Origin of the sequence: Gilliamella sp. B3783 (genome assembly GCF_026536125.1) — a bacterium.
In the GTDB taxonomy this organism is placed as follows: Bacteria; Pseudomonadota; Gammaproteobacteria; order Enterobacterales; family Orbaceae; genus Gilliamella.
Map to the genome: position 1 here is coordinate 122,085 of NZ_JAFNOU010000005.1, position 12,712 is coordinate 134,796.

Below are 12,712 nucleotides of genomic sequence, written 5' to 3' on the forward strand. Positions count from 1 at the left end.
TTTTCAATAGGATTAATAAGGTTTATACCTAAATATGGCCAATTTATTTTATTACGTTATCAATGGTTTAAACGGTAGCTTTAGGGCCTGCTCTAATGCCGTTATAAGGGGTTAACCGGATGACAATATTGGGACTGACATCATAATGATTTAATGAAATGGTTTGTTTATCATCATGTTGCTTTTGCACCAATAACAGTGATTGTATATGCGCTTTTATTGGCGTTTGATGATCTTGTACTATCGCTGTAATGGCAATAATACCGACTTGAGAAACCGTTGGCTGAGCAGGTAATGCATTTTCTTGATATAGACCAAATCCAGCAGCAATCACACCTAATAATAAGTGCGATAAAGCAGTTCTGATAATAAAGCGTTTGTGGAGTTGTTTACAATAGCTAATCACAGTCATAGTGGCAACATTCTAGCATTTTTTCCCAAAATTAAAACAATTATTGCAGCCGTGTCATTAGCTATTCTTGATGTTAAATGAAAAATGGATAAATGTCTGCTGTCTTATTTTGACTTGGTTAGATGTTGCGGCAGTAAAATGCTTAAAATGAGTGATCGATAACATCCACTTGCCAATTTATACTAGCAATAGGGTGGGGCAGCTTTTGAGCTTTTGTGCCGATTATGAGATTTTTACTGATTTATTGCCTATTGCTAACACGCTTATTTCATCACAAAACCAAATTGTTTTATTTGGCGGTGAACTGCGTGATAAAAGCTCATCGGTTTTTGGTGGTTGGACCGTGTCAAAGATTAATGAAATTCAGGTAGATGCTTGTTGTTTAGATATTGATGGCTTGAGTAATTTAAGCGGTCCTTCTTGTTCATCTTCTTTTGATGCTTATGTTGATAAAGCGATCATTGCTCACTTGGATAAAAATATATGTTAGGTGATTACACTAAATTCAGTCGCAAAAGTTTATATAAAATTTGCGAATGGCAAGCGATTACCGCATTGATGACTAATGATATGGCTGATCCTTTGCTAGTTGCAAAATTAGAGAAGCAAACACAAGTCATTTTAGGTGAGTAACTGTCAACGTTAATTAGTCTGTTATTTACTCGATATTGTCTATTTTGTTACCGTAATTGTTGAAACTATTTTTTCTATTTGAGGGGGATTATTTGCTATAGATTGTTGATTTATCTTAATCGAAATAAAATCCCCTCTTAATCTTAATAGTCTGTATTTAGACAATTAAGAAAAGAGGGAGAACAAATCGATTATTTCACCATCAATTGCCCCATCATACCCAATGTTTCGTGTTCGATGATATGGCAATGATACATGCGTAATCCCGGCATGTTTTGTTGAATTTTCACAACAAGTGTTTCGTGCGGACGTAAATTGGTGGTATCTTTTAACGCAACAAATTCAGGTGTGGTTTTAGTACCATTTAATTCACGAGACTGCACAATAAATTGCGCACCATGTATATGGAAATTGTGATCCATATGTGAGTTGTTAACAATTGTCCACTCCTCAACATCGTGCAGTTTACTTTCTAAGTCAATTCGTGACATATCATGCCGTTTGCCATTAATTAAAAACAACATACCACCTCGAGGCTCACTTTTATCCATTACTTCGGTATATTCCAGTGATTTTTTAGCGACAGCTTCGCCTAAAGTTGGTACTTGTTTTAGATGAGTCGGTAAAACTACACTGGCCGTTTGAGTTAGCTGGAGTTGTGAAAGAATGATATTTTGCTCCGGCGGTACATTACCCATTTTACCCCGATCGTATCCGATATTTTCCAAGTAAAGGCTGGCTGTTTTCTTCGGAACAATCACCACTTCAGCGCGTTCAGCTGGGGTAAGTAGTAGGGGGGTATTAAGTTGGTGAGGCGCAGCAATTAGGCCACCGTCAGTACCCACTAAATAAACATCACAATCGGGTACCGAAAGGTTTAAGTATCGACCTGAACACGCATTCCAGATTCTGACTCGGGTTGCACCTTCTACTTTTATATTTGGGCGGTAAGCGCCATTGATTAACACAAATTGCCCTTCTCGACCATTCATCCAGTCTGTCATCGAGTTTTCAGCAATTTCCCCTTTTTCTGTTAATTTTAAGTCGGAAAAGAACCAATGTTGCTCAGGTAGTGAAGCTAATGGATCGTTTTTACTGCGGACAATAAATGTACCGGCTAAACCACGGTAGACTTGTTCAGCAACGGTGTCGTGCCCATGGGGGTGATACCAATAGGTTCCAGCGGTGCCTTCAGGGATGGTAAATTCATAAATTCGACTACCGCCTGCTGGAATGGCATCTTGTGGATTACCGTCTTGATCTGACGGAATAAGCAAACCATGCCAGTGTACGGTTGTGGGTTGTGAAAGATCATTTTTCACTGTTATTTTGACCTGATCACCTTCAAATACTTCAATTTTTGGACCGGGAACCATGCCATTATATGCCCAAAATTCTGTCGTGATATCGGGTGTTAAAGCTATTTTTACTGGTTTTAAATGTAACGTTGCTTCAAAGACGCCAGCTTGGTTACTGGTATTTTTTAAATTGGTGAGCTCAGGTAAATTTTTACCCTGTTTCAGTGCTGAAGTCGATAACAGTTTTTGTGGCATTGTGTTATTCATATTCATATTCATGTTCATATGATCGTGCATATTCCCCTCCGTATTACAGTTATCAGAATTAACTTCACAAACGTTTTCAGACATTGATGCGTGATTCATTTTGGCGATAGCTTTAGTGGCAAACAATCCACCTAAGGCGGCGGTAAAACTGATGATAAAATTTCGACGTTTCATAATATTCCTTTAAAATATAGTTAGTTAAATAAAATAACCATTTATTCAAAACAATGTGATAAAAAGCCTCACATAAGGTGCTTTTTATTGCGTTATTGACTGTGAATTACTTACTTCTTGTGTTTGATAAATACTATTAAGCAATTTTTGGTGGTTTTAACTCAGGAATACTTTCTTTATATACAGGTATAAATGTTATTGGTCGGTACTGTTTACTTTTAATGGCATAATCAAAGGAAAAAAAATAGTTAGTAACAAGTGAGCTACATGTTGGGCAGTGGTTTAGTTGTTGATATTTGTTTGGAATTGATGAGTTGGGATTAGATTGAGTCGTATTATGGTGACGCTTGCTCTCTTTTAGGTTAACTGCCGTTTGATGTGCCAAGTTACAACGCGTAGAAGATTGAAAATAATTTTTAGACAAATGCCATGTAGAAACACTCAGCAAAAATACAAGTATTGCGGATAATGCAATAATAGTATAAGCCTTATTGTTGATTCTTAATGACATATTCTATCTCACTATTCATCTAACAAACTATCTGTTTATTCTACCCGAAAAAGGAGTAAATTTATACTTTTTTAAAATTGTTAACTTTATCTGATTTAATTCAAATTGTTTATTTAATTATTGATAAGTGACTGGTTAACGACTACTGCGTAAAATTATAGTCTAATTATTGGGTCTTTTGATATAAAATAAGAAAGATAAATGCTTACTGTTCTGTTATTATATTTACCTAACTTTAAATCGACAAATCATACGATATGAAAATTCTCTTTGGTGTTCAAGGAACAGGAAATGGCCACGTCAGTCGTTGTAGAACATTAGCCAATGCACTTAAAAAAGCAGGGGCTGATGTTGATTATATTTTCAGTGGACGTGATCCTAAAGACTATTTTGATATGCAAGTTTTTGGTAATTATAAAACCTATCGCGGTGTTTCGTTTGCGACGTTAAATGGTAAGATTAATTTTCGCAAAACCGTACAACGGATTCGCGCTTTTCGTTTAATTAAAGATGTGCGTGAACTCGATTTATCGACATATGATTGTGTTATCAGTGATTTTGAGCCAGTTAGTGCTTGGGCTGCGCATTATCAACATCGTGATTGTTTAGGGATTAGTAATCAGGCGGTGTGTCAATATCTTAAACCTAAAGAATATGGATTGATAGCCAATGTGATTATGAAGTATTATGCACCAGTGACTAAACCCATTGGGTTACATTGGTTTCATTTTGGACACAAATTGATACCGCCAATGATTGATTCATTTGAGGTTGCCTCAAGTGAAAATGGCAATATCGTTGTTTACTTACCATTTGAAGCATTAAATGAAATTACTGTGTTATTGCAGCAGTTTCCAAATTATCAATTTATCTGTTTCCATCCGGATATTAAACACGTTGAACAGCACGGTAATATTCTTTTTCAACCACTCGGTCGAGATAGTTTTACGCACGCTTTAGTCAGTTGTTCCGGAATCATTGCAAATACTGGCTTTGCTTTAATTTCAGAAGCGTTAGTTTTGGGTAAAAAGATTTTAACTAAACCGGTATCGGGGCAATTTGAACAGATCTATAATGCTCAATGTTTACAAGCGTTAGATATGGCTACGGTGATGGAAAGTTTGAATAATATCAAACTTAAATATTGGCTTAGTTTGCCTTCTCCTAAACCAATCATCTATCCAGATGTCGCAACTGAACTTGCTAATTGGATCGTTTCAGGGCAAAAAGAGCCATTACTTTCGTTAAGTGAACGGCTTTGGAGTCAAACGATATTTCCTGAAAATGTCAATCAGAAGATAAAATCCTTAGGATATGTGTAAGTAAAGGTATAAAAATGATTTTAAGCATTATTGTTGCTATGGCGAAAGATCGTGTCATTGGTCTTAACAATCAAATGCCGTGGCATTTACCGGCAGATTTGGCTTGGTTTAAGAAAAACACACTACATAAACCGGTTATTATGGGACGCAAGACTTATGAGTCTATTGGTCGTCCTTTACCCAATAGACATAATATTATTATCAGTCGACAAGCTCAGTTAGAACATAATTCTGATAATGTAAGTTGGGTAAAATCAATTGACGAAGCATTATCTATAGCTAAAGATCAGCTTGCCGATGAAGTCTTTATTATTGGTGGCGGTAATATTTATCAGCAAGTTTTACCTTTTATCGATCGGTTATATTTAACACATATTGATGCCTATTTAAAGGGTGATACCTATTTCCCCGATTATTTGGTTCGGCAATGGCAACAAGTTTATTGCCAAAATTGCTTTGCTGATGAAAAAAATCCTTATCATTATCAATTTGAGATTTTAGAAAAAGTTTAACTATCGCTAAATTGCCACAGCATTAATTGATGTGGCAATTAAATCAAGGGTTATCCTTGAAAGCGTTTTGCTTCAACAACATCGGGTAATTGCTTAATTTTATTTAGTACACGATTAAGTGAGTCGTGATCGAAAATTTGTAAATCCATGTCAATTGTCGCTAATTGCTGTTTAGTATCACTGCGACTTGATACACCTAATACGTTGACTTTTTCGTTAGCAACAATAGTGGTAATATCGCGTAATAAGCCACTTCTATCATTAGCTATAATTCTAACAATCATGGTATAGCTTGATTGGGTGTTTTCACTCCACGCTGCACTTGTTATGCGTTCCGGAGCATGATTTTTTAACTCTTGCAATTGTTCACAATCAGCTCGATGTATTGAAATGCCTCGACCTTGGGTGACAAAACCAACAATAGGATCACCTGGAATAGGACGACAACAGTTAGCAATGGTATACATTAAGTTACCTACGCCTTCAATGATGATTTCACCACTTTTTGTTGTATTTTTGGTTTGAGCGGTCGATTTTTGCGAAATTTGCTTTAATACCGCTTCGTCTTCTTCTTCCGCTGTTGGCTTATTAAATTGCGCGTTAATAAAGTTAACTAGTTGGTTAATTCTGATGTCACCACTGCCAATACCCGCTAAAACTTCATCAAATGAATGGGCGTTATATTTTGCGATAAGAATTTTTTCAACGCTTTTGATACTAATATTCAGCGGTTCTAATTCGTTTTCAAGTATCTGTTGACCAGCCGCAATATTCTTATCACGATCTTGTTTTTTGAACCAAGCTTGAATTTTGGCACGTGCACGGCTACTATTGACAAAACCTGTATTAGGATTTAACCAATCACGACTTGGATTAGGTTGTTTTTGCGTAATGACTTCAACTTGATCGCCAATTTTTAACATATAAGTAAAGGGGACAATGCGCCCATTTACTTTGGCACCAATACATCTGTGGCCGACATCGCTATGAATATGATAAGCAAAATCAAGCGGTGTTGAACCCGCTGGCAAATCAACCACATCACCTTTAGGTGTAAATACATAAACCCTATCATCAAAAATTTGGCTTCTTACTGCTTCTTGGATTTCACCACTTTCTGACATCTCTTTTTGCCAAGTTAATAGTTGTCGTAACCAAGAGATGCGCTGATCATAAGCCGTCATCTTGTCAGTAGTGCCTTCTTTATACTTCCAATGTGCAGCAATACCGAGTTCAGCATCGTTATGCATTTGTTCGGTACGAATCTGAATTTCGATAGTTTTGTCTTGTGGGCCATAAACAACCGTATGAATAGATTGATAGCCATTGGGTTTGGGATTGGCTACGTAATCGTCAAATTCTTTAGCAATGTGTTTGTAATGACTATGTACAATACCCAGTGCGTTATAACAATCTTCAACGCGATCGCAAATAATTCGTACCGCTCGAATATCATACAGCTCTTCAAACTGTAAATGCTTACGCTCCATTTTTCGCCAAATGCTATAAATATGTTTTGGACGACCATAAACTTCGGCATGAATATGATCTTGATTCATTAAATCCTGTAAAGTTTTAACAAATTTATTGATATATAATTCTCGGTCTAATCGCTTTTCTTGTAGTTTGATTGCGATCATGCGGTATTGGTCAGGATATAAATACCGGAAGCAAAAATCCTCTAATTCCCATTTTAATTGCCCAATACCTAATCGGTTGGCCAGTGGCGCATAAATATTAAAGCACTCTTTAGCGGCAAGGACTTGCTCTTCTTTAGGGGCATTCATTAAATTGCGTAAGTAAGTGATACGCTCAGCAATTTTGATTACAACGCTACGAAAATCATTTACCATCGCCAGTAACATACGCCTGATACTATCGATTTGTTCTGTTGTCGCATTACCGTTACGAATTGCACGTAGTTGTCGCAAGTCTTTCATTCGGATGATGCTTGAAATAATATGGGTAATTTCGCGGTCAAAATCTTCTGGAATATCTTCACGACGGATAATCTTAGATTCTAAGAAAGGTAGCAATAACGCAGCACTTAAACTGTTAACATCCATACTTAAGGTTGATAAAATTTCAACCATTTCAATGGCACTTTTGAAACAATACAGCTGCTCAGGTGCACCTGCACTATTTTCAAAACAGAAATCCCAGACATCTTTAAATTTTTCATAAGATTGCGGGTTAGTTAGTAACAGTTCTTGTTTGGCCCATTGTTCGACATCAAACTGAGCAAGAGAATAGTGTTCTTCGCTCTGTTGGTGGGCTCCTCTAATAGATACCATAATTATGATCCTACTTCGTTAACAGCAACATTGATTCAATGTGCTTGGTTTGTGGAAACATATCTAAAATTGCGACTTGAGCAATCTTGTATCCTTTAGCAATAAATTGTTTACAATCTCTGGCTAATGTAGCCGGATTGCACGAAATATAAACGATCTTTTTAGGTGATATTTTTACAATTTGGGCGGTAGTATTAAAAGCACCTGCTCTAGCGGGATCCAATAGAACTTTCTCAAATTGTAAATGATTCCATGTTGAAAATTGCTGCTCATCCTCTAAATTACTGGTTAAAAATTGGGTATCTGCACGTATTTCACTGCGATTTAATTTGGCATTGAATTGTGCTTTTTCAACCAGTGCTTTAACACCTTCGATGCCTGTGACCGATTTACTTAATGTTGCCATCGGCAATGAAAAATTACCCATTCCACAAAATAGATCTAAAACGTTGTCCGTCGGCTCTAATGTTAGCCACTCAAGTGCTTGGTTAATCATCTTTTGATTAATTTTACTGTTTACTTGAATAAAATCTAGAGGGCTAAAGGTTAATTTTAACTTATTGATTTGATAATAATGCTGGTTATCACCGGTAATATGAACAAGTTTATCGCCATGCAAATAGAGTGAAATGTTATGTTCTTGAGCAAATTGTCGTAATAATTTGGTATCTTGCTCATCCATCGGGCTAATATGTCTTAATACAACAATTACCCCACTATCTACCGAGATTAATTCAATATGACCTAGTGATTTTTTTTGTTTAATATTAGTTAAGCAGTGTTGTAATGGAATCAGTAAGTTATTTAACTTATCAACTAAAACAGGACAATGTTTAATATTAATTATTTGATTTGATTCTGCTTGTCTAAAACCAACAAAAAGTACACCTTTGATCAGGTTGATAGATAATCTGGCTCTTCTGCGATAAGCGTAAGGTTGATCGGCAATAATAATAGGGGCATCGTTAAGCACATTATCTAATGTTGCGCCACTCTCTTTTTTTAACAAATTAATTAATGCTTGATATTTAGCTTGTTGTTGCACGCGTGGTGATATGTGCTGTAAGTCACAGCCACCACATTTTTGATAATATTGGCATGGCGGTTTAAGGCGATCTTGGCTTTGGTTATGATATTTAATGACGGTTGCTTTGGCATAATTTTTTTTATCTTCCGTAAGTTGAATATCAACTGTTTCATTAGGTAGCGCAGATTTAACGAAAATTGTTTTGCCATTATGATTGGCTACCCCTTGACCGAAGGCATCTAACGTTGAGACTGTTACAGTCAATTTTTGCGGAATAAATTTCTTTTTAGGTGGAGTATAAAAATTAACCATATTAACTTACTTAAATTATGTCAAGCGCTTTAAAAGTTCCGTTTTAACGTGTAAAGGCACTAAGTTTGAAATATCACCACCATGAAAAGCAACATCTTTTACAATAGTTGATGAAATAAATCCCATTGCGATAGATGGCATTAAAAATATCGTATCTAAATCGGGTTTTAGTGCGCGGTTCATTTCGGCCAGTTGCCTTTCGTATTCAAAGTCATGCGTGGTTCTTACACCACGGACAACCACGGTCGCATTATGTTTTTGGGCAAAATCTGCCATTAAATTATCAAAGCCAATGACTTCAACATTAAGTAAATGCTCAATGGCGCTAGATGCTAAATTGACGCGTTCATCTAGTGTAAAAAGCGTTTTTTTATTAGGATTTTGTGCAACAGCAATAATTAAACGTGGAAATAATTGCGACGCTCGGGTAATAAGATCAATATGACCATTGGTGATCGGATCAAAAGTACCAGGAAAAATAGCGGTTAAAGTTTTACTTTTCATGTTCAGGTTATCCATTAGGACATATTAAAAATATCATACCTAATTTTATGCCAGATTGTTAGTTTAAGCTGGTAAAAACTTACTGTTTTTATTTTGGTGTATATGGTGCACCTTAATTTCTTATATTTAATGGTATACCAAAATTGGTGAAAAGAGTAAAGTTGCTTTTTCTTTAATTGGTGGGTTATGGGTAAAAATTAAGTATTACTGTCATGTACTTTAATCAAATAAGTCGTTTTTACGTTGTGATAAATTGATAGGTTATATGGTGATGATACACTTCATTGGGTTGCAAATAGCAGCTTGGTTGTGGCCATTGTGGGTGATGCGGGCTATCGGGTAAAAATTGTGCTTCTAATGCAATACCCGCAAAGTTGCTATATACATCATTATGACGATTAGGCGTATTTTGTAAAAAATTACCAGTGTAGACTTGTAATGCAGGTTTAGTGGTTTTGATATTCATTAAAACTTTTTTATCTGATGATATCAGCTGTGCAGCAATAGCTTTGCTTTTATCTAGTAAATAAGCATGATCATAACCGCCTGTCACTTGCCGTTCGGGACTTTCGAGCAGTCTATCAGACAATTGTTTTGCTTGTCGTAAATCCATGTCATATTGACCAACATCAGCTAAGTTATGATAAGGAATCCCTGCGCTATTAACCGGTAAATAGAAATTTGCATTAACTTTTAATGTATGTGCAAGGACACTGTTACTCAAATCACCATCAAGATTAAAATAAGCATGATTAGTTAAGTTTACTGGTGTTGTTTTGTTAGTTGTTGCCTGAAAATCGATAATGACTTCATTTTCATTAGTTAAATAATAGGTCACAATCACCTTCAGCTCACCGGGAAAGCCTTGATCACCATCAGCCGATATCAAGTTAAATATTACTTTTTGAGCTGATTGATATTCAATGTTCCAAATTTTTTTATCAAACCCACATTGTCCACCATGAAGTAGGTTTACCCCTTGGTTGGCGGTGAGTAAATAGTGTTGACCATTGACATCGATAGTTGCATTAGCAATGCGATTTGCATAACGTCCAATAGTCGCACCAAGATAAGCATCTTGGTGTTGATATTGGTTTAGTGATTGACAGCCCAGCAGTATTTCGCGATGCTTGCTTGCTACAGGTATTAAGCATGATAACCAAGTTGCCCCCCAATTAGAGACCTTAATGGTCATTCCTTGTTGGTTTGTTAATGTAATAATTTGTTTTATTGGCATAAAACGTGGGCTCCTTCACTAGGTTCACAAACATAAATTGTTTCTTTAATACCAAACTTTTTAGAATAATTGTCATTAACGATTGTTTTAACACTGTTTACTTTATCTTTTGCCACCAGTGCGACCACACAGCCGCCAAAGCCACCGCCAGTCATGCGAACGCCACCTTGTTCGCCAATTACATCATGAATAATTTCGACAAGATAATCGATAGCAGGAACCGTAATTTCAAAATCATCACGCATTGAATGATGACTTGCTGCCATTAATGCAGATAATAATTTATAATCTTTGGCTTCAAGTGCTTTTGACGCTTGAACAGTGCGTTCATTTTCGGTAATGACATGGCGTGCACGTTTAAATACTGTTGGATCTAAGGTGGTTTTAATTTTTTCAAGATCAGCTAACGATGCATCACGTAATGCCTTAACACCTAGTGCTTTTGCAGCCGCTTCGCATTGTTTACGACGAGTATTATATTCACTATCAACTAATCCCCGTTTAATATTAGAATTAATAATGACAACAGAAAAATCGTTGGGCATTTTCACTGCTTTGGTTGTCAGTGAACGACAATCAATTAATAGTGCATGTTGAGCTTGTCCTAGTGCCGAAATTAATTGATCCATAATGCCGCAATTACAACCGACAAATTGGTTTTCGGCTTCTTGGCCAATTAAGGCTAATTTTGTGCCATCAAAAGGTAACTGATAAAGGACTTGTAACATTTTACCGACGGCAACTTCAAGCGATGCTGACGAGCTTAAACCTGCACCTTGGGGGACATTGCCACTAATGACACAATCGACGCCATGGATAGCATTTGTATAGTTTTTAAGATGTTTTATTACACCTCGCACATAGTTAGCCCATTGGTAATCAGGATGTTTTTCAATGGACGAATCAAGAGAAAATTGGTCTTGTTGATTATCATAATCGACAGCAATAACACGTATAATATTATCTGAACGTTTGTGACAACTTATCACTGTTTGATAATTAATTGCGCAGGGTAGAACAAAACCATCATTGTAATCGGTGTGTTCACCAATTAAGTTTACGCGCCCTGGCGCTTGTATAAAGGTATCGGGTTGATAACCGAATTGGCTTTCAAATACTTGTGTAGTGCTATCAATTAATGCTTTCATTTACTTATCCTTTTGCTCTTTATAATGCACATCACTTACGTTGCGCAGTTTTTCGGCAGCTTGTTCGGGGGTTAAATCTCGTTGCACTTCGGCAAACATTTCGTAACCAACCATGAATTTTTTTACCGTCGCTGAACGCAACAAAGGTGGATAAAAATGTGCATGTAGTTGCCAATAATCATTGTTATCCCCCACAAATGGTGCGCCGTGCCAACCCATTGAATAAGGAAAAGAACAATGAAATAAATTATCGTAGCGACTTGTTAGTTTTTTGAGCGCAATAGCTAAATCTATTTGCTGGTCATTATTTAACTGAGTTAATTGCGCAATATGCGTTTTGGGTAATAATAGTGTTTCAAATGGCCACACGGCCCAAAAAGGGACAACGGCAAGCCAATGTGCTGTTTCTACCACAATTCGTTCACCCAACGTTAACTCTTTTTGCACATAATCGACTAATAAATTTTGGTGATATTTTTCAAAATAATGGTGCATATTTAGGTCTTCACGCGCAACTTCATTGGGGATAAAGCTATTGGCCCAAATTTGTCCATGTGGATGTGGGTTAGAGCAACCCATTGCCGCACCCTTGTTTTCAAATATTTGTACCCAAGGATAATGTTGGCTCAGTTCTTGTAATTGACTTATCCAAGTTTTAATCACGCCTTCAATAGCGGGTAAATTGAGTTCGGGAAGTGTTTTACTGTGATCGGGCGAAAAACAGATAACGCGGCTAGTACCTTTAGCACTTTGGATCTGGAATAACGGATCTTGGCTTTGTGGTGATTCTGGCGTATCTACCATTAATGCGGCAAAATCATTAGTAAAAACATAGGTTCCAGTATAGTTAGGATTAATATCACCCGTCACTCGCTTATTCCCAGGGCATAAAAAGCAGTTTGGATCGTAACAGGGTTTTTGTTCTTGATTTAATGTTTCTTGCTGGCCTTGCCAAGGTCGTTTGGCTCGATGTGGCGAGACAAGTACCCATTGATTAGTCAATGGGTTATAACGACGATGAGGGTGATCAACAGGATTAAAAATAGCCATTTTTGCCTCTT

The 12,712-nt window shown here is 36.6% G+C and carries 13 protein-coding genes; 4 read left to right on the forward strand and 9 right to left on the reverse strand.

Going from position 1 to position 12,712, the window contains the following annotated elements:
• Window positions 1-67 precede the first annotated feature (67 nt).
• A complete protein-coding gene (locus J3U59_RS06420) occupies window positions 68-412 on the reverse strand; it encodes a hypothetical protein (protein WP_267333747.1) in 345 nt (114 codons plus the stop codon).
• Between the two features lie 205 nt (window positions 413-617).
• Between J3U59_RS06420 and J3U59_RS06425 the strand changes: the two genes are divergently transcribed.
• Window positions 618-902, forward strand: a complete 285-nt coding sequence (locus tag J3U59_RS06425; RefSeq protein WP_267333746.1) for a hypothetical protein — start codon at window positions 618-620, stop codon at window positions 900-902.
• Complete coding sequence (locus tag J3U59_RS06430; protein ID WP_267333745.1) at window positions 896-1,045, forward strand: hypothetical protein; 150 nt, start codon at window positions 896-898, stop codon at window positions 1,043-1,045. Before J3U59_RS06425 ends, J3U59_RS06430 begins: the two co-directional genes overlap by 7 nt.
• Window positions 1,046-1,236: 191 nt before the next feature.
• On the opposite strand, the gene J3U59_RS06435 is transcribed toward J3U59_RS06430, so the two are convergent.
• Together J3U59_RS06435 and J3U59_RS06440 are read right to left on the reverse strand one after the other, a co-directional pair.
• Window positions 1,237-2,784: a multicopper oxidase family protein gene (locus J3U59_RS06435; RefSeq protein WP_267333744.1), complete on the reverse strand. Its 1,548-nt coding sequence runs from the start codon at window positions 2,782-2,784 to the stop codon at window positions 1,237-1,239.
• A gap of 136 nt (window positions 2,785-2,920) precedes the next feature.
• Window positions 2,921-3,295, reverse strand: a complete 375-nt coding sequence (locus J3U59_RS06440; RefSeq protein ID WP_267333743.1) for a hypothetical protein — start codon at window positions 3,293-3,295, stop codon at window positions 2,921-2,923.
• Between the two features lie 257 nt (window positions 3,296-3,552).
• Between J3U59_RS06440 and J3U59_RS06445 the strand changes: the two genes are divergently transcribed.
• Window positions 3,553-4,617, forward strand: coding sequence for an MJ1255/VC2487 family glycosyltransferase (locus tag J3U59_RS06445; RefSeq protein WP_267333742.1), 1,065 nt, complete (start codon window positions 3,553-3,555; stop codon window positions 4,615-4,617).
• A gap of 14 nt (window positions 4,618-4,631) precedes the next feature.
• Window positions 4,632-5,129, forward strand: a complete 498-nt coding sequence (folA, locus tag J3U59_RS06450) for a type 3 dihydrofolate reductase (RefSeq protein ID WP_416379588.1) — start codon at window positions 4,632-4,634, stop codon at window positions 5,127-5,129.
• A gap of 50 nt (window positions 5,130-5,179) precedes the next feature.
• On the opposite strand, the gene relA is transcribed toward folA, so the two are convergent.
• From relA to galT, 6 genes are all read right to left on the reverse strand, one after another.
• A complete protein-coding gene (gene relA / locus J3U59_RS06455) occupies window positions 5,180-7,423 on the reverse strand; it encodes a GTP diphosphokinase (protein ID WP_267333741.1) in 2,244 nt (747 codons plus the stop codon).
• 10 nt (window positions 7,424-7,433) lie between these two features.
• On the reverse strand, window positions 7,434-8,762 hold the full coding sequence (gene rlmD / locus J3U59_RS06460; protein WP_267333740.1) for a 23S rRNA (uracil(1939)-C(5))-methyltransferase RlmD: 1,329 nt from the start codon (window positions 8,760-8,762) through the stop codon (window positions 7,434-7,436).
• 15 nt (window positions 8,763-8,777) lie between these two features.
• Complete coding sequence (gene coaD / locus J3U59_RS06465; RefSeq protein WP_267333739.1) at window positions 8,778-9,266, reverse strand: pantetheine-phosphate adenylyltransferase; 489 nt, start codon at window positions 9,264-9,266, stop codon at window positions 8,778-8,780.
• A gap of 238 nt (window positions 9,267-9,504) precedes the next feature.
• A complete protein-coding gene (galM, locus tag J3U59_RS06470) occupies window positions 9,505-10,503 on the reverse strand; it encodes a galactose-1-epimerase (protein WP_267333738.1) in 999 nt (332 codons plus the stop codon).
• On the reverse strand, window positions 10,494-11,651 hold the full coding sequence (gene galK / locus J3U59_RS06475; RefSeq protein ID WP_267333737.1) for a galactokinase: 1,158 nt from the start codon (window positions 11,649-11,651) through the stop codon (window positions 10,494-10,496). The genes galM and galK overlap by 10 nt, the downstream gene beginning before the upstream one ends.
• Window positions 11,652-12,701, reverse strand: coding sequence for a galactose-1-phosphate uridylyltransferase (gene galT / locus J3U59_RS06480; protein WP_267333736.1), 1,050 nt, complete (start codon window positions 12,699-12,701; stop codon window positions 11,652-11,654). It abuts the gene before it with no gap.
• Between the last annotated feature and the right edge of the window lie 11 nt (window positions 12,702-12,712).